An 18337-nucleotide genomic window follows, 5' to 3' on the forward strand; every position below is an offset into this window, starting at 1 on the left:
TATGGCTTACGATAAATTTACAGTTTTAACATCTTCAGCAGTTCCTCTTCCCATCGAAAATGTGGATACTGACCAGATCATACCGGCACGTTTCCTGAAAGCCACAGAACGCAAAGGTTTTGGAGATAACCTGTTCCGCGATTGGCGCTTCAATAACGATGATACGCCCAAGCAGGATTTTGTATTAAACAACCCGATTTACTCGGGAAAAATATTAGTGGCAGGCAAAAACTTTGGCAGCGGTAGCAGCCGTGAGCACGCTGCATGGGCAATTTACGACTACGGGTTCCGTTGTGTTATCTCCAGCTTTTTTGCGGATATATTTAAAGGAAACTCTTTAAATATAGGCATCCTGCCCGTTACCGTCAGCGAAGCTTTTGTAGATAAAATTTTTAAGGCCATTGAAGCCGATCCTAAAACCGAACTGGAAGTGAATTTACCCGAACAAAAGGTAACGATACTGGCGACCGGCGAATCAGAAAGTTTCGATATCAACGGTTATAAAAAGCATAACATGATGAATGGCTTTGATGATATTGATTATTTACAAGCCATGAAAAGCGAGATCAACAGCTTTGCTGAAAAGAGCATTTACTAAAACTTCGAAGCAATCTGATGCAGCCGCATGATTTTAAACTTGCGGCATTTTAGATAGCAACCAGCAGCGCAGACCGCTTCTATCGCAAAAGAATATCAACATGGGCTGGATGTTTTCAGCCCATGTTAATTTGAAAGAATCAAAGTGAGCAAAAACAACATGGCTGAATTGAGGCATTTAGAAATCATGGACACTACCCTGCGAGACGGGGAACAAACCAGCGGCGTTTCTTTCTCCGCACAGGAAAAACTAACCATCGCGCAATTGTTATTGACAGAGGTGAAGGTGGATCGCATTGAAATTGCATCTGCACGCGTGTCAGAAGGAGAATTTCAGGCGGTAAAACGAATTACAGACTGGGCCGAGACAAATGGATTCATAAATAAAATCGAGGTGCTGACTTTTGTTGATGGCGACACTTCTATCAAATGGATGCAAAAGGCCGGCGCCAAAGTAATGAACCTTTTAACGAAGGGATCTCTGAATCATCTGACGCATCAACTTAAAAAAACACCCGAGCAACATTTCTCCGAGATCGCCGCAGTGGTCAAACAAGCCGCAAAAAAAGGCATTACCTGTAATGTTTATCTGGAAGACTGGAGCAATGGAATGCGGCATTCAAAAGAGTATGTTTTCCAATACATTGATTTTCTCGCTACCCAGCCTGTAAAAAGAATTCTGTTGCCGGATACGCTGGGCGTTTTAATTCCGTCAGAAACTTCCATTTATCTAAAGGAAATTGTAGAAAGATACCCATCACTCCATTTCGATTTTCATGGCCACAACGACTATGATCTTAGTGTAGCTAACGCCCTGGAAGCTGTTAAAGCCGGCGTAAAAGGATTGCACTTAACCATCAATGGTATGGGTGAAAGAGCTGGCAACACGCCATTGGAAAGCGTTGTAGCTGTCTTGAACGATTTTCAGAAGGATGTAAAAACGGGTGTAAACGAAAAAGCGCTCTACAAAGTGAGCAAGCTGGTAGAAGCTTTCTCCGGCTTTAGAATTTCTGCCAACAAGCCGATCGTGGGTGAAAATGTGTTCACACAAACAGCGGGCATTCACGCCGACGGCGACAAGAAAAAAAATCTCTATTATAATGACCTGATGCCTGAACGTTTTGGAAGAAAGCGCAAATATGCGCTAGGCAAAACTTCTGGCAAAGCAAATATTGAAAACAACCTGGCGCAACTGGGTATTCAGCTGTCAGACGAAGACCTGAAGATCGTGACACAGCGCATTATTGAGCTGGGCGATAAAAAGGAAACCGTTACGCAGGACGATCTGCCTTATATTATATCTGATGTGCTCGACAGCCATACTATCGGAGAAAAGGTATTGGTTGAAGACTACGTGCTGACGCATTCGAAAAATATGAAGCCGTCCACTACTGTCCGCGTTAAATTCGAAGACAGGATTCTCGAGGAAAACGCTTCCGGCGACGGGCAGTATGATGCATTCATGAACGCGTTGCACAAAATTTATACGAAGCAAAAATTGCCGCTGGCGAAGCTTCGCGATTATGTGGTGCGTATTCCACCAGGTGGAAAAACCGATGCGCTTTGCGAAACCATCATCACCTGGGAGCTCAATGGGCGGGAGTTTACAACCACCGGTCTCGACAGCGATCAAACCGTCGCGGCCATCAAGGCTACTCAAAAAATGTTGAATTTGATATAAACTATCTTCGCGGAAATTTGAAGAGAAAAATGGTGAACGATTTGAAAATTTCTAAAAACCTAAAATATTTTATACCGCTCATTTTCCTGCTGGCACTGGATGTAATGCTGATCGTCGTGGACGTTATCAACTTTTATGACCCCTTCCCAAACGCCGATCGATACGACATCGAAACGAATGACAGCTACGCCGAAGATTTCCAAAATTTCAAATGGATTATCATGATCATTGCTTTGTCTTTGATCGCGCTTTTTAGAAAGGAAAAAAAGTACCTGGCTTGGATACTCGTTTTCTTTTTTCTTTTTCTTGAAGATGTTTTTAGAATCCATCAAACCCTGGGCATGTTTTTTTATGACGCGTTTGGCATGACCAGCGGACAACGCGAGAGCAAGATTATGGAACTTTTTTCGGCAGCCTTCCTGGGGTTTTTATTTGTGGCGCCGGTTTTACAGGCCTACAAAACCGGCGACCCGGTATTTAAAAAACATTCGCGCGTATTGTTCGGTTTACTGGGGCTTTTCTTATTTTGCGCTATCATCATTGACCAGCTTCATCGCCTGGCAATCATTCAATATAATTGGAAATATAACGTGGTGTTTGGCATGCTGGAAGATGGGGGCGAATTGATCACAGAAAGTTTAATTGCGGGATATTTAATATCCATCGCTTTAAAAGAAAAACAAAAAGCACAATCATAAAACAAACGGATGAAACGTTCATTATAAAATTTTCATTTTTATCACACTGGGGAATAAAAATTTTACACCTGATCAGTTCCATTCGAACTATAAAACCATAAAAAATTTACGAATGAAAAAAAATATCTTGGTGGTACCCGGCGACGGAATCGGGCAGGAAGTGACAGCCGTTGGTAAAAAAGTTTTGGATAAGATCGCAGCACGTTTTGGTCATGAATTCACGTACGATGAAGCGCTGATCGGCCATGTGGCGATTGAGGCCACCGGTGAGGCGCTTCCTGAAGAGAGCTTGCAAAAAATGAAAAACGCCGACGCGGTTCTGTTTGGCGCCGTGGGGCATCCCAAATACGATAACGACCCTTCAGCGAAAGTAAGGCCCGAACAAGGTCTGTTGAAAATGCGCAAAGAGCTTGGGTTGTATGCTAACCTGCGCCCTATCAAGTTATTCGACGAATTGTTAGATGCGTCCAGCATCAAGCCAGAAATTCTGCGCGGCGCCGACATCCTGTTTTTCAGGGAGCTTACCGGCGATATTTATTTTGGTGCCAAAGGACGCAAGAACGAAGGCGACACCGCTTTTGATAATGCTGAATACAGCAAATACGAAGTTGCACGCATCGCACGTAAGGCTTTTGACGCTGCGATGACGCGCAACAAAAAAGTGTGCAGTGTAGATAAGGCGAATGTTTTAGAAACAAGCCGCCTTTGGCGCGAAGTGGTACAGCAGGTAGCTAAAGAATATCCTGAAGTTCAGGTGGAACATCAGTTTGTAGACGCTGTTGCCATGTTGCTTATCAAAGATCCCAAGCGTTTTGACGTTGTTGTTACAGCGAATCTTTTCGGAGATATCCTCACCGATGAAGCATCGCAGATTGCAGGTTCTATGGGCATGCTCGCATCTGCTTCCATCGGAGACGGAACGGGAGTTTACGAGCCTATTCACGGATCGGCACACGACATCACCGGCAAGGGCGTGGCTAACCCGATGGCTTCTATCCTTTCGGCCGCTTTGCTACTCGATATCTCATTTGGCTTGAAAGAAGAAAGCAATGCGGTAATCCAGGCGGTGGATGAGGTATTGAAAGCAGGCTTCAGAACCGGAGACATTGCCGATGCGGCCACACCAAAAGAAAAAATTCTTGGTACAGATGCTATTGGCGAGGAAATTTTAAAACGTCTTTAACCGGCCCGTTTATCAACTAGTATTTAGCATTCAAGCAAATTATATGGATTGGATAACACTCGATTCTGTTGATCAATTATCAGACATCAACGCCAAATCATTTCAAAAACCGCAGCTGATTTTTAAACACAGCACCAGGTGTTCCATCAGCAGCGTAATTAAAAACAGGTTACACAAGGAGCAGCTACCGGAATCGGTCGATTTTTATTATTTGGATCTTATTGCTGCGCGTGAAATTTCAAATAGAATAGCTGCGGACTACCAAGTGCCTCACGAGTCGCCGCAGGTGCTTTTGATTAAAGACGGAACCTGTATATTCAATGAAAGCCACATGGCTATTTATATGGATGATATAATTGAGCAGGCGCAATAAAAACATTTCTTTTTTTTAGAAAATATCTCTATTTTTGCGGCCCGTTGCCGGGGTAGCTCAGCTGGTTAGAGCACAGGATTCATAACCCTGAGGTCGGCAGTTCAAGTCTGCTCCCCGGTACTACTCGGGAATTTTCATTTAAAAAATGAGAATTCCCGTTTTTATTTTCCGTTAGACCACAGCTTTAAGGCCGTTTACCATAAAGCCTAGGAAACTCACGAAAGTGAATGTTTCAAAACAAAGTTTGTAAAAATTCCTCCAGGTTCGTATCCCTATCCAACCCAAATTTTTGCTTTAACCGGTATTTAAACATACGTACACTTTGCGGGGCGATATGTAGCGCCTGCGCTATTTGCTTGGTGGTCATTTGCAGGTGCAGGTAGGCGCAATATTTCACATCCAGTGGCGTAAGCTTCTGTAGCGATTTTTCAGAAAGCTGGTTGAAAAAACCGGGATGCAACTGTTGTATCTGCGATTTAATATCTTCAAAATCGGCGTGGAGCAGCATTTCCTCTTTTAGCAGCTTTTTAATATTACCTGCATTGCCATCTTTCAGTTGAGATTGTATCTGCTGCAGCATATCGGTTTTATGCTCAATGATCAGCGAATTAGCCAATGCTTCCTTTTCCAGCTGCTTTCGTTTTAGTTCCAGCAATTCCTGTTCGGCCTTCAATCTTGCCTGCTCTTCTTTTTCCAGCTTCAACTGCATGTTCGCACGATTTTCAGATTCTTCCTTTTCCTGTTCCAACATTTTTTCGCGTTCGATAGCGAAGCGAAGTTTAAAATGATAAGAACGGAACATAAAAACCAAGCCCGTCAACAAAGCCAACGCAATGCCTCCATACAAATAATTTTGCTTTTTGCGGAAGTCAGCCCTTTGGCTCAGCAGGCTCAGCTGCTGGTTCTTTTTTTCAGTTTCGTATTGTATTTCGAGCCTTTGCGTATTAAAAATTTGCTGCTGGTCGAAAGTTTTCTTCAATAATTTTTCGGCGATTTGCTGATAATTAAGCGCCGCGTTAAGCTCGTTCTTCTTAACAGCAATATCAGCCAGGTGTTTATAAACAGTATATTCAGATTTGTAAAACGTTCTATCATCCTGCTGTATCTGGCTAATACATTGAAGCAGATACTGCTCGGCCAGTAAAAGATTCTTCTCTTCCTCGGCAAAACTACTTTTAATGCCATATATATTCACCCAGTAATCCGGCGCCGCATTATGATGTTCAAGTTCCTGCTCGGCAAGCGAGAGATAACGGAATGCCTGACGTTTACGTTCTTCCAGGCGTTCTTTGGAAAATTGAAGATAATAATTGGCAAAATTCACGCAGGTAATCACAAAACTATTCGGACTGATTTTTTCCGGGCTTTTTTCATGAAGCGCAAACGACTTTTGCAGATAGTGAAAACTGCTGTCGAGCAGCGATTTTTGCCGGGTGCCTTCATATGCTGCCTGAAACATGCTGGAAATGCCATTGTTTACATTCACTAACGAGTTATAATTATTATCCATCAGCGCAATTTTCTCGCATTGTCGAATATAATAGTTCATTTTGCTTTCATCGTTCCAGCGGCTGTATACGCCGTACAAAAGGTAATTGAGCCCATATTGCGTTAGCAAATCGCTGCTGCTGTTTTCCAAAAATTGTAGTCCATTCAACGCACTCTTTACCACTTCATCGGGCAGGTTCAGCTGCCGGTACAAAGAAGCCTCTGCGCGATAAGCAATCGCTTTAGACTCCCTGCTTTGAGCCTTCCTGCTGTATTCCAATCCCAGGTCAGCATATTTTTTGCTTAAAAGCAGGCTATCCAATGCACCATAGATCATACTTTGGTTGGCATATAAATAAGTCATGTCATCAGCTGAGTTTCCTTTTTTCAGAATAGATTGTTTTATCAGCTTTAATGCCTGTACAGGCTGGTTTCTAATACGCAGTATTTCGAGCGCTGACAGGTCTCGCCGGGTTTCCGGGCTTAATTGTGCATTGACAGGGCCGACGATTACACCTATAACAATCAGCATAAAAGAAAATTTCATATACATCTAACGGCTTCTTTGTTCCAAATTTAAGGTTCTATCGATAAAAGAAAGGAGAAAGACATAGAATTCAAATTTTAAAACAAATTGATTTCCAACTAATTGAAAATAATGTATACACTTTGTATATACGAATTTCAAGCCTGTATATGCTTTGTTAGCACGCCAGGAAAGGTTTTGTGTTGCCAGGTCATCATATTTGCAAATAAATAAGATTAAAAAAATATGACTCCAAAAACGCAATCGATCCTCAGCTATATTGGTATTTTATGGCTGGCAGCCTACTTCGGCGGCAAATCCCAGAGAACAGATTTCTGCATTTATCATCTAAAACAAGGCTTGGGCTTGTGGCTCGTCGCTGTTTTATTCAATGTAATTTTATTTTTCATTTCCATGGTCTCCCCTTGGCTTGCAGGTATTTTGGGCTACATCGGTATTCTATTTTTAATTGTGATGGTCATCGGCATCATCAATGCGGTCAACGACGTCAAAAAGCCATTGCCTGTTATCGGCGAAATGTTCGACACGCAATTCCCCTTTTTAGATAAAGAAAAACCATAAGGCATCTGTTTTTAGTCAGAACTGCGGTGTAAGTAGCGCAATCGGCGACGGATATTAAGGAACCTGAAAAAGGGGAACTGAAAAGATTAAAATGAAAATTAGAAAACCGATACGTCTTTTGGTGTTGATAATTTCCGGCGGATTCATTTTGTTTGCTTTTATCCTTTACGCAACCATTAAAACGAAATCCACTAACATCAGTGAATACGCTCCGTATAACTCGTGGGTAGGCAAAACAGTAGCGTTGGACAAACCAACGGTTTTAATTGTGGAACGGGTAAAAATTAGCGAGGATAAAAACTATCCCTACTCGCTGTTAGACAGTCTTCATCCTGATTGGCAATACCTTGAAGAATTTGAAAAAGCAGGTAACTACACAAAAGTTACTACGTTTCCGGCAGGCGTAAAATTTCATATAAAAAAAGCGATTCAGTTTACCGGAGGTGTTTCCGGGAGCTCCACGCCTATAGTTTTCGGAACCCTGCTCCACAACGGCAAAGAATATAAAGTTGGTTATCAATGGGGACAACGCAATATTGCCAGGTATATGGACAAGATAAAAGAATGCTGGCATTTTCATCGCGCGCCTTGGCAAACTCGTTCTGATAACACTTTTTATAGTTTGCGCGATGCTAAATGGTGGTGATTTACCTAAAATAAACAACAAAAATGAAGTCCTGGTTCTTACCAGGTAATCAAAAAATAAAATGGTACCTATTAAAGATAAAATATAACAACCCGGGATTTGCGCCCCGGACGAATAAGGACGCAAACCAGGACGCTCCAAAGAAAGCCATCAATAGTTAAACACAAACTCATACGCCAATGTTTTTTTTAGTTCAACAATATGAAGCCGCACGATTTTCAGCCGATCATTTACAGAACCCTCAAACACCGGGACAAACGATGGCGCTTTTGTTTTTGCGCACCCAAATGCGTATGGCTATATGCACAGTGCATTCCCGAAAGGCAGTAGGCCAATTTTGGAATGTGGTGACTAATAAAAAAATACCCAAGCGTATGTGGTCGACTGAAATGAAAGATTTTTATAAAAGTCGATATAACGAAATACCGAAACCACCTTTTGTTTTTAAACTAACTTATTTCGGATGGATTTTTGCCCTACTGGTAGTATTTTTTTGGGCATACCTTATCTATGATTCAACTAAACCGCCCATGCCTAAATCCGCTCAAGCCGTTGCTATGGCAAAAACACCCGTGGCTGGCGATGTTTATTTCGGTCATTATGAGAAGTATAGAGAAAAAGGTACGCCGGTCGGGTCCGAAATCAGGTTCGGTTGGTTTATAATCAGAAAAGTAACAGATGATAACTTTTACCTGTCTAAAGGTACCGGCATGAGTAGCAACCACAAACCTAAAGAGCAAATGGACAACAGCAGCTTTGAAACCGAAACATTACCGCCACTAAAATTATCGGAGCAAAGCGGCTACAATATCCGCTTTAAATCAGCAGATGGATTAACAGAAGTTTATATTACGGATAAGAAGTAGCAAAAATTTACCCGTCGGAAAGGAAGTACCATGGCGAATAACTTAATGGATTATGATCTTTCTACGACCATGATTTAATTTTCAGGTTTACTACTTCAGAAAAATGTCGAATCAAAAAAACCAAACTTCACGCCCCATTTTGGGATAGTTCGTCACTGCTTATTTAAACATTCCATAGATAAAATGAGCGGCTATTCCGCCGGATAGCTTATCGTTCCTGCGCTAAAAGTTGTTTTAAAAGGATCTTTCTGACCCGAAGTGCAACCGGCCGGGAGCCTCCCACCAACCATTTGGCTGACACGGGAGCTTATTCTGCTTTTCTTTTCCTATATTTAATTATGTTTGAATTTATACTCATCGTACTCGTTATTTTAGCATTTGCCGGTTACTCCATGCGTAAAAAAGAGTAACACGGCGTTATTTAATTTACAGCCCGCTTATAGTTCAGCACGCCCTTTCCCCGATTGATTTCCTGCAATTTCAAAACATTCCTTCACTTAAAAATATGAAAGCGATATCCTGCATCATTTTTTTTCTATGCTTCCTGGTGGGATCGGCGCAAGAGATAAAAATCTCCACAACTGAATCGAAAGTAAGTTTCCGGGGTTTAAGTGTTTATAAAAATACAGTGTGGGTAGGCGGCAGCCAGGGCACTGTCGGACGGTCACTCGATAATGGTGCCACCTGGCAGTGGCTGAAAGTGCCGGGATTTGAAAAGCAGGATTTTCGTGATATTGAAGCTTTCGATGACCAAACGGCCATCATTATGGCTATTGCCAGTCCGGCCTATATTTTAAAAACGCAAAACGGTGGAAAAACCTGGGCCAAGGTTTACGAGAACCAGCATCCTGATATTTTTTTAGACGCCATGGCCTTTAAAAGCAGCCGCGAAGGCATTGTTATCGGCGACCCGATCAAGGGCCGCTTCTTCGTGGCCGAGACCATTGATGGCGGCGCTTCCTGGCGGGAGTCGAACCGACTGGCGTTGCCGCCGGCCCATGCCGGGGAAGCTTTTTTTGCGGCAAGTGGTTCTAACATCGTTTGGGGTGGAGCTAATTATTGGATCGCAAGCGGCGGCCTCGCTTCGCGCGTATTTTTCAACAGTAAGGCGGTTGCGTTGCCAACCCTGCGAGGCCAACAAATGACGGGAGCCAATGGCATGGCCGTTCGCGGCCGGCGTATCCTGATAGCTGCTGGCGACTACACTAATCTTACGCGTAGCGACAGCAGTTTTGTCTACAGCGCTGATGGCGGCAAAACCTGGAAAATCCCGAATGAAATGCCTTCCGGTTATCGGAGCGGCGTTTGTTTTATTAGTAAACAAAAAGCTATTACCTGCGGCATGACGGGTGTCGACATCACCGCGGACGGCGGCAGAACATGGAAGAAAATCAGTAACCAAAGCTTTAACGCCTGCGCCTACAATGAGCAGGGAAAAACCGTGCATTTTGCAGGAAATAATGGTAGAGTGGGAAAGCTACAATTGTGATATTTCCCACCTACCATGGATGTAGTCAAAGGCTTAGAAAGGTGCGTTTCAAAAGTCAGCAGTTGATATCTTTGATTTTGGTAACACAAATATATCTGCGGCCGCGACGCCGGAAAAGGTGAAAAACACCTTTTTAAATACGGGAAAATTCCCGTTTTTATAATTCGCATAACTCGATAGCTTCGCGTTGCGGTTATTATCTAAACTAAAAAGTACCCTATGTCTGCAAACAACGCATGTAAATTAGAATTCTACTTCACAAGGGAAAGCATTGAACGCCTCCTCAAAGAAAACCCGGAAGCGAAAGGGATTATTATCTGCCAGGAAATCAAAGTGCGGCACGCAGCAGACAAGCAAAAGCTAAACGTGGTAGAAATCTCGGCACGCGCCGACAACGGAAAACTCCGCAAAAAGTCAATGTTAAAACAGGTAAATGGCTGCCCCAACCCTCCTGGTTGTGGCGACGTTTCCAGTACTGAGGATGTGGCTTAATCAATTTTTAATGAAAGGCGCATCAGAAATACTAAACATCCTGGACAGCATAGGGCCCGCTATGGCTGCTATTGTTTTGTTTATGCATAGAAAAAATGCCACTAAGGAAATGCAGCTGGTGCTTCTTTTTTGCCTAATCCAGCTTTTTTGCAACACAACGGCCACAATTATTGAACGCGCCATCAACGGTAACAATTACTGGGTTTACAAAATAAACGCTACCGCTTGCTTTCTGGTTATCTTCTACCTTTTCCAAAAAAAATTGATCCATCTCCGTCCTGTTATTTTGTACCCGGTTTTAGCCATTTACACCCTTCTTTCTATACTGCTTATTATTAACGGCGATGGCATTTCCCAATTCAATAGCATCAGCGCCGCACTGGAAAGCCTGCTCATTGTGGGCCTTTGCCTCTTCTTTTTTTATTCAAAACTTATCAATACTTCTGAAGAAATCAGTATACCTGAAACCAGCATTTTTTGGTGTGTGGTCGGAATTTTCACGTATTATGCGGGAGCTTTTTTTATATTTATATCGTACAAATATTTGATCGATACAGATGGCAGCACCGTTGCAGTTCTATGGCGTTTTCATAATATTTTGCTATTCATCTGTAGCTTGTACATAAGTTACGGTGTTCTATGCAAAAATTATCGAACGATATTGTCATAATACTTGGGGCATCCATTTTCCTTCTATTTATAACTCTATTCATTGTTGTTTTATTAATGGCGTACAAAAAGCGAGATTACAAGCACCTGAAAGAGAAGAAGCGGTTGGAAGAAGATTTCAATAACCAGCTTTTAAAATCCAAAATAGAAGTGCAGGAACAAACCTTTTCCCAGATCGGAAAAGAACTTCACGACAATGTGGCCCAGTTGCTGAGTACGTCAAGAATGTTGATTGGCCTCGCAGAAAGAAAACTCAAAAGCCCGCCGGACGCGCTGATCACCGCCAACGCCACAATTGGCGAAGCCATCAACGAATTACGCTCGCTTTCTAAATCGCTTGATGAAGAATGGTTATCGCAATTTAATTTGCTTGTTAACCTGCGCGCCGAAATTGCGCGCATCAACTCCTCAAAAACCATAAACGCTTCTCTCGACGCTTTGGCTGAACCGCGGCTTTCTTCCTCCAGGCAAATTATTTTGTTCCGGATTATTCAGGAAGCATTACAAAATGCGTTGCGGCACAGTCAATGTAAATCTGTTGCTATTCATTTGGAACACCAGGAAGCCCATATTGCCATTACGATTTCCGACGATGGCATCGGATTAAATCATGCCACCGGGCAAAAAGGCCTGGGCCTGAAAAATATGGAATACCGAACCAAACTTTTAGGCGGTTCAATTCAATTTATGCATACCAATCCAGGCACCTCTATTCAATTATTAATTCCGGAAAATACAGCAACAAATGAAGACTAAAATAGGCCTTGTAGATGACCATCAGCTATTTTTAAAATCACTGAGCTTAATGCTTGAAAGCTTTAAAGTATATGACGTCACCCTCGAAGCTTCGAATGGCAAAGAATTGCAGGAAAAAATCAAACAAAGAAAAGAACTGCCGGATATCATTTTGATCGACGTGAATATGCCCGTGATGAATGGGATCGAAACTGCCAAATGGCTGACCGAAAATTATCCGCAGATCAAACCGGTGGCGCTATCGATGAACGCGGACGACAATGCCATTATTTCGATGTTCAAGGCCGGATGTTGCGGCTATCTTTTAAAGGATACCCATCCCAACGAATTGGAAAAAGCATTAGACGAAATCAATCGCAGGGGATATTACAACGCCGACGCCGGCAATATCAACTTCAGGCGGGTATTGATGAAAGCAGATGAAAAAGAGGAACATCCCATTACACCAAAAGAAATGATCTTCCTGCAATTTGCCTGTAGCGAACTGACCTATAAACAAATCGCTTCAGAAATGAACTTAAGCGAACGCACTATTGACGGCTATCGCGAATCCTTATTTAAAAAATTCAATGTGCAAAGCCGTGTAGGCCTTTGTCTCGAAGCGCTTAGAAAAAAACTGGTCAGCCTTTGATCACATCCTTCTTAATGTATATATATTATAACTTACAGATGGTTGTTTTAGTGTAAGTTTGGGCTTTTATTGTATACTTAAAAAATTAATGTTATGGCTACAGAAACACTAACTGTGAGACGAGTGCCCTTCTATCTTTTTTTGGTACTGGTTGGTTTTTTTATCTTTTATATTTATGATAAAGTAAAATCCGGGCGAGATGAAGAAGGCCCCAATTATGTGTACCTGCCGACCAAAGCCGGTTTAATTCCTGAAAAGAAGGCCAAGGCATTCATGAAAAATTATATTGCTGATCAGCGCAGCCTTGACACCACCTACAGGTTGGTGACCGGGGAAAACGACGATGAGTTGTTGCGCGGATTTTGGATCAGTATCGGAACACTCCACTCCATGGACAGCACGATCATGAAAAAAAATCCTAAAGCAAAAATTGCGGGCTACGATATTCGCTTCGGAAAAGCGGATGCCAACCTGGATAAACGCGCCTATACCATTATTTTAAGGGGCACTGTGTTAAAGGAAAAAAACACGTCTGACGAAGGCAACACCGTGGCTTATAAAGCAGTAATGGGAAATGACCTTGAAGAGTCGGGTGACTATGCTGATATGACCGAACCTTGTCCTGACAACTGTAATAATGATGATGGTGGGGTACCTGTTCCTTAATAAGATCGGCGCCTGGGGTCACCGGCTGGTGGTTTATCTGGTCGTTATAAGCATCCTGTTTTTCATCGGGCTTGCTCTATTTAAAAAGTTAAGCAATTCGTCGAAAATACTCGTTGCCCTCATCGGACTTGGATTAGCGAGCGATATTGTTGCGCGATTTATAGCTGCTGCAACACGCTACAGCACGCCGGGTTACCATTTATATATTCCTTTACAATATTTCTTGTTAGCGCTTTTTTACGGCATTCATTTAAAAAAATACGGGCTTTGGTTTTCCTACTCCCCCCTGCTAATGCTCGTGCTCGCTATTTTGAACACGATCTATTTTCAAAGTATTTGGGCCATTCCATCCAACATGGTACTGATATGCAGCCTTAGTTATATTATCTACGCGCTGATAACGTTTAATTATTTGCTCAACAATGTTTCCGAAGTATCCTTGTTAAAATCAGATTTATTTTGGAGCAACGCCATTACGCTGGCATATTTTACGTGTACGTTCTTCTGCTGGAGTTTTTATAATTTCTTTGTGAAGAAAAAAATCAATACAACCCTGATTGCAGATATTATTTATTATGCCAACCATATTTATTATTTGACGCTGGGTATGGCAATAATCATGAATAGCAGAAAGAAAAAAAATGTCAAATAGCCTTTCAGAAATATATGTGTTTGTTGTTGCCGGAATGCTGTTGTTCACGGTATTCTGTGTTTTTATCGTCTTCTTTGTTACAAGTTATTATCGAAAGCAGCAGCAAAACCAAAAAGAAAAACAGCGTCTTCAAAACCAATTCAATGAAGATTTGCTAAACAGTACGATCGAAATCCAGGAAAAAGCTTTTGACGATATTAGCCGCGAACTTCATGACAATGTAGGCCAGCAATTGTCGGCCGCCTCCATCTACCTCAATCTGCTGATTCAGGAACAAAAGGAACATGATGGTGGGAAACTTGAGTCCTGCCGCGACATTATTGGAAGCAGCCTGCAGGATATCCGGCAGATTTCGCAGACGCTTCTCGGCGAAAAAATATCAAAAGTTGGCCTGGTGGCATCCATTCAGCTCGAAATTACGAGAATCAACAAACTGGGGCTTTGCGTAGCGGCTTTGGAAGCCGGTGACCTGCATTTTGCCCTCGACCCGCGCAAAGAAGTCATTCTTTTCAGGATTGTGCAGGAAGCGATCAGCAACGCCACGAAACACGCACCCGGCTGCGAACTTCTCGTTTCGATAAAACAGTTGGGAGATAGGCTTGATATTTCCATCAGGGACAATGGAAAAGGATTTGACGCCGAACAGCTAACCAACCCCGGCATCGGGCTTTTAAATATGCAAAGCCGGGCGCAAACCATCGGTGCCATATTTTCAATCCAAAGCCAAACTAATGAAGGCACTGAAATAAAGATATCCCTGGACGGAAAAGAAACCACTGTAGCGGAAACGCCCTAGAACCAGAGAATTTTATTGCCTAAAAAAGAAATTAAATGCTGTAAAGAATATTTATATTTACAGTATTCTTCCTTCAACCATTTTATGCGAAAAAAACTTATTGCTTTTTTAGTGACGGCGCTGTTCTGCCTCCCTGTTTTTGCTAATGACCGCTGTGACACATCCTTTTTACCAGAAGCATTTTATCATACTTTTCGTGAAAGTTTGCCGATCCATATGGGCCGGCTGTCGAGAGGTTACCCCCCGCAAATTATGGGTTCTGCCTTTTTACCAGAGGAAAACTGGAGCTCGGGCGCCTTATGCTATAATAATGTATGGTACGCCGCCGATGCGTTTAAATATGATGTTTACACGGATGAACTGGTGATTCAGACGCCAGCAAAATTTTCAGTGGTACCGGTCGCTTATCGCATACAGTCTTTCCTCCTGGCTAACCGGAAATTTGTCCGCATGAATACCCTGGGTAAATTGATGAGCGGCCCGGGTTTTTATGAATTGGTAACAGACGGCAAATTATCGCTGATTGCTAAAAGAAAAAGGTTTTTAGAAGAAAAGGTTGGTGAAAACCAGGTTGAACGTCAGTTTTTAGTGACAGATGAGTTTTATATCAAAAAGAATGATCAGGTTAAAAGAGTCCATTCTAAAAAAGATTTGCTTTCTGTAGTAAATGATAAAAGAAAATTGATCAAAAAAGTGTTGAGAGACGAAAAGCTACCTTTCAAAAAAAATCGGGAGACCTTAATTATCGCGGCCATCGAAGCTTATAATAAAAACTAAATGCCCAGAACCCTTTTCCTATTCCTGACCCTTTTGACCGGACTCGTGAATGGTCTGCGCGCGCAAACCAAACCGCTTCCTCCCGTGACCATTGCGGTTGACAGCATGCCGGTTATGGCTATTTTGCCAGAACTGGAAAAACAATCCGGTTATTATTTTTATTTTGATTCGACCGATGTCGATTCCGCATATACTGATTTAACCGCCAACAACGAGAGGCTGGATCTGGTATTAAACCGAATGCTTGTTCCGTATGCGCTTACATTCACCGTCGATCCGTTTGTAAAAAGAATTTACATCGCCAAAGCCTTAACCATACGCACTTCACTTCCGCCCAGTTTATATGGCGAAAAAAGCAGTTTAGTTCGCGAGCGAAAAGAAGATATGCCACTGATTTTGGCATCGCTGCGCCGGGGAAAAAAGCGCCTACGTCTGCCGGCCATTTACATGAAATAGGAATCAAAACCGGGAAGAGGCCGGACATGGCAGTTGTTATCGGTACGCTAAAAAACGCGCGAACAGGCGAGCCGTTTCCCAACGTTTCAATTATTGTTGACGATCAATCATCGGTCACTTCCGATGCCTACGGCAACTATTCTATCAACGTTCCTGCAGGCAAACACACCTTTAACATTGTGGGATTTGGGATCCGCGAAACTTTGCTCAACATAATGGTCTATACCGACGGAAAGCTGAATATCGACCTGGAAGAACAAATGCCCACTTTGAAGGAAGTCATTGTTTCTGCAGCGAGAACAAGAAATATCCGCAATGTTCAAATGGGCGTTTCCCGCTTAAGTATTGCAGAAATTAAAAGAATTCCAACCGTATTTGGAGAGGCTGATATTTTAAGGGCGATCACTACTTTGCCTGGCGTGAAAACGGTGGGCGAAGCCAGTACGGGGTTTAATGTGAGAGGGGGTTCAGCCGATCAAAACCTGATTTTATTTAATGAGTCCACGATTTACAACCCGGCTCATTTTTTCGGTATGTTTTCTTCTTTCAATCCGGAAATCGTAAAAGATGTGGAACTTTATAAAAGTTCCATGCCTGCAAAATATGGCGGCCGGCTTTCTTCGGTTCTTGACATTAACAGCAGAGAAGGCAACAAGAAAAAGATTTCGGGTTCTGCCGGCATCGGCCCGGTTACCAGCCGGCTTCAACTCGAAGGGCCGCTTGCCAAAGACAAAACTTCTTTTATCCTGGGCGCTAGGTCGACTTATGCAAACTGGCTTATCGACTTGCTACCAGAAGAGTTTGATAAAAGTAAGGCATCCTTCCAGGATTTCAATTTAGGCATCAGTCATCAAATCGATTCCAACAATAATCTTTATCTAAATGGCTACTACAGCCGTGATCGGTTTACTTTGAATGAGGACACGCTTTATACATATAATAACAGAAATATCTCACTGAAGTGGAAACGCAACCTGTCAAAACGTTTGCAGGGCGAGCTGATCGGTGGTTATGATTATTATAAATACCAGATCAGCAGCGAAGACAATGAAGTCAATGCTTTTAAGCTGGGGTTTGACATCCGTCAGTTGTTCGGAAAACTCAACTTTGCCTATTTCCAAAGTCAGCAACATGCTTTTGATTTTGGGTTAAGCGCTACCTCTTACAAATTGAGCCCCGGAAGTTTCCAGCCGGTAAATGATAGGTCTTATGTCATTCCCGACACTGTGGAAACGGAATATGCGCTTGAGAACGCCGCTTATTTTACCCACCGGTTTAACCCCACCAATAAGCTGGCAATTTCTACCGGGCTCAGGTATTCCCTTTATGCCTACGTCGGGCCGCAACAGGTTAGTTATTATCTCGACGGTCAACCGAAAACGGAAGATACGCGCAACAGAACAACGGCTTACGAAAAAGGAAAAATCATTAATACGTATTCCGGGCCTGAATTGCGAGTGTCAGTTCGATATGCTTTCACTCCAGACTTTTCAGTGAAAGCCAGCTATAACACCCAACGGCAATATATTCATCTCTTATCGAACACTACCGCCATTTCGCCTACGGATATCTGGAAACTCAGCGACCCGAATATTCAACCCCAAATCGGCGACCAGGCTTCACTTGGCTTCTACAAAAACCTGCGCTCCAACACCATCGAAACCTCGATCGAAGTGTATTATAGAAATATTAAAAATTATCTCGATTACAAGCCCGGCGCCACGCTGTTGATGAACGATCATATTGAAACGGATGTGATCACAACCAAAGGGAAAGCTTACGGTGTCGAACTATTGATAAAAAAGCCGGTAGGAAAACTCAACGGATGGGTAGGCTACACCTATTCCCGGATTTTATTGAAAGCAGTAGATGGAACACTGGGGAATCTAATCAACGACGGGGCTTTCTATCCGGCGAACTATGATAAGCCGCACGACTTTATTGTAGCCGGAAATTTCCGAGTCAACCATAGGTTTAGTTTATCCGTCAACAGTACCTATAGCACGGGGCGGCCCATCACCTACCCCATTGGGCGCTTTTATTATGCCGGTTCGGAACGTGTTTTATATTCCGACAGAAATCAATACAGAATTCCCGATTATTACCGTACCGACTTTTCCATGAATATTGAGGGCAACCACAAAGTGCATCAAAAAACACATAATTCCTGGACGATCGGAGTTTATAATTTATTGGGCCGACGAAATCCCTACTCTGTTTACTTTGTGTCGGAGCAGGGCCGTATCAACGGGTATAAGCTTTCCATCTTTGGCAGCGCTATACCTTTTATTAACTATAATATCCGGTTCTGAG

The 18337-nt window shown here is 42.7% G+C and carries 20 protein-coding genes and 1 tRNA gene; 20 read left to right on the top strand and 1 reads right to left on the bottom strand.

Annotated elements, in window-relative coordinates; translation table 11 throughout:
- The first annotated feature begins 1 nt into the window (after position 1).
- From leuD to ABDK00_RS10060, 6 genes are all read left to right on the top strand, one after another.
- A complete protein-coding gene (gene leuD / locus ABDK00_RS10035) occupies positions 2 to 598 on the top strand; it encodes a 3-isopropylmalate dehydratase small subunit (RefSeq protein ID WP_346239065.1) in 597 nt (198 codons plus the stop codon).
- Between the two features lie 144 nt (positions 599 to 742).
- A complete protein-coding gene (locus ABDK00_RS10040) occupies positions 743 to 2278 on the top strand; it encodes an alpha-isopropylmalate synthase regulatory domain-containing protein (RefSeq protein ID WP_346239066.1) in 1536 nt (511 codons plus the stop codon).
- Positions 2279 to 2295: 17 nt separating this feature from the next.
- Positions 2296 to 2976: a hypothetical protein gene (locus tag ABDK00_RS10045; protein WP_428400323.1), complete on the top strand. Its 681-nt coding sequence runs from the start codon at positions 2296 to 2298 to the stop codon at positions 2974 to 2976.
- A 112-nt stretch (positions 2977 to 3088) separates the two neighbouring features.
- Complete coding sequence (gene leuB / locus ABDK00_RS10050) at positions 3089 to 4159, top strand: 3-isopropylmalate dehydrogenase (protein WP_346239069.1); 1071 nt, start codon at positions 3089 to 3091, stop codon at positions 4157 to 4159.
- Between the two features lie 43 nt (positions 4160 to 4202).
- Positions 4203 to 4532 carry a bacillithiol system redox-active protein YtxJ gene (gene ytxJ, locus ABDK00_RS10055; protein WP_346239070.1) on the top strand — a complete coding sequence of 110 codons (330 nt, stop codon included), beginning with the start codon at positions 4203 to 4205 and terminating at the stop codon, positions 4530 to 4532.
- Positions 4533 to 4578: 46 nt separating this feature from the next.
- Positions 4579 to 4652, top strand: a tRNA-Met gene (locus tag ABDK00_RS10060).
- Between the two features lie 112 nt (positions 4653 to 4764).
- Here ABDK00_RS10060 and ABDK00_RS10065 read toward each other — a convergent pair.
- Complete coding sequence (locus tag ABDK00_RS10065) at positions 4765 to 6552, bottom strand: hypothetical protein (protein ID WP_346239071.1); 1788 nt, start codon at positions 6550 to 6552, stop codon at positions 4765 to 4767.
- Between the two features lie 240 nt (positions 6553 to 6792).
- Between ABDK00_RS10065 and ABDK00_RS10070 the strand changes: the two genes are divergently transcribed.
- The 14 genes from ABDK00_RS10070 to ABDK00_RS10135 all read left to right on the top strand — a co-directional run bounded on the left by ABDK00_RS10070 (position 6793) and on the right by ABDK00_RS10135 (position 18336).
- Positions 6793 to 7128: a hypothetical protein gene (locus ABDK00_RS10070; RefSeq protein ID WP_346239072.1), complete on the top strand. Its 336-nt coding sequence runs from the start codon at positions 6793 to 6795 to the stop codon at positions 7126 to 7128.
- A 91-nt stretch (positions 7129 to 7219) separates the two neighbouring features.
- Positions 7220 to 7774, top strand: a complete 555-nt coding sequence (locus tag ABDK00_RS10075) for a hypothetical protein (protein ID WP_346239073.1) — start codon at positions 7220 to 7222, stop codon at positions 7772 to 7774.
- Between the two features lie 179 nt (positions 7775 to 7953).
- Entirely contained in the window at positions 7954 to 8640 is a 687-nt protein-coding gene (locus tag ABDK00_RS10080; protein ID WP_346239074.1) for a hypothetical protein, read from the top strand.
- Between the two features lie 505 nt (positions 8641 to 9145).
- Positions 9146 to 10129 (top strand): oxidoreductase, encoded by a 984-nt coding sequence (locus ABDK00_RS10085; protein WP_346239075.1) that lies wholly within the window; start codon positions 9146 to 9148, stop codon positions 10127 to 10129.
- A gap of 219 nt (positions 10130 to 10348) precedes the next feature.
- On the top strand, positions 10349 to 10621 hold the full coding sequence (locus ABDK00_RS10090) for a hypothetical protein (protein WP_346239076.1): 273 nt from the start codon (positions 10349 to 10351) through the stop codon (positions 10619 to 10621).
- 10 nt (positions 10622 to 10631) lie between these two features.
- Entirely contained in the window at positions 10632 to 11291 is a 660-nt protein-coding gene (locus tag ABDK00_RS10095; protein WP_346239077.1) for a hypothetical protein, read from the top strand.
- Positions 11292 to 11347: 56 nt separating this feature from the next.
- The gene (locus ABDK00_RS10100) at positions 11348 to 12046 is read left to right on the top strand and encodes a sensor histidine kinase (RefSeq protein ID WP_346239078.1); all 699 of its coding nucleotides are present in this window, start codon (positions 11348 to 11350) and stop codon (positions 12044 to 12046) included.
- Complete coding sequence (locus ABDK00_RS10105) at positions 12036 to 12677, top strand: response regulator transcription factor (RefSeq protein WP_346239079.1); 642 nt, start codon at positions 12036 to 12038, stop codon at positions 12675 to 12677. Before ABDK00_RS10100 ends, ABDK00_RS10105 begins: the two co-directional genes overlap by 11 nt.
- A 93-nt stretch (positions 12678 to 12770) precedes the next feature.
- Positions 12771 to 13343, top strand: a complete 573-nt coding sequence (locus ABDK00_RS10110) for a hypothetical protein (RefSeq protein WP_346239080.1) — start codon at positions 12771 to 12773, stop codon at positions 13341 to 13343.
- The gene (locus tag ABDK00_RS10115) at positions 13315 to 13995 is read left to right on the top strand and encodes a hypothetical protein (protein ID WP_346239081.1); all 681 of its coding nucleotides are present in this window, start codon (positions 13315 to 13317) and stop codon (positions 13993 to 13995) included. Before ABDK00_RS10110 ends, ABDK00_RS10115 begins: the two co-directional genes overlap by 29 nt.
- The gene (locus ABDK00_RS10120; RefSeq protein ID WP_346239082.1) at positions 13985 to 14791 is read left to right on the top strand and encodes a sensor histidine kinase; all 807 of its coding nucleotides are present in this window, start codon (positions 13985 to 13987) and stop codon (positions 14789 to 14791) included. Before ABDK00_RS10115 ends, ABDK00_RS10120 begins: the two co-directional genes overlap by 11 nt.
- A gap of 84 nt (positions 14792 to 14875) precedes the next feature.
- Positions 14876 to 15568 (top strand): hypothetical protein, encoded by a 693-nt coding sequence (locus tag ABDK00_RS10125; protein WP_346239083.1) that lies wholly within the window; start codon positions 14876 to 14878, stop codon positions 15566 to 15568.
- Positions 15569 to 16024, top strand: a complete 456-nt coding sequence (locus ABDK00_RS10130) for a hypothetical protein (RefSeq protein WP_346239084.1) — start codon at positions 15569 to 15571, stop codon at positions 16022 to 16024.
- A gap of 26 nt (positions 16025 to 16050) precedes the next feature.
- A complete protein-coding gene (locus ABDK00_RS10135; RefSeq protein ID WP_346239085.1) occupies positions 16051 to 18336 on the top strand; it encodes a TonB-dependent receptor in 2286 nt (761 codons plus the stop codon).
- Position 18337 lies beyond the last annotated feature (1 nt).

The organism is Niabella insulisoli (assembly GCF_039652435.2).
Lineage (GTDB): Bacteria > Bacteroidota > Bacteroidia > Chitinophagales > Chitinophagaceae > Niabella > Niabella insulamsoli.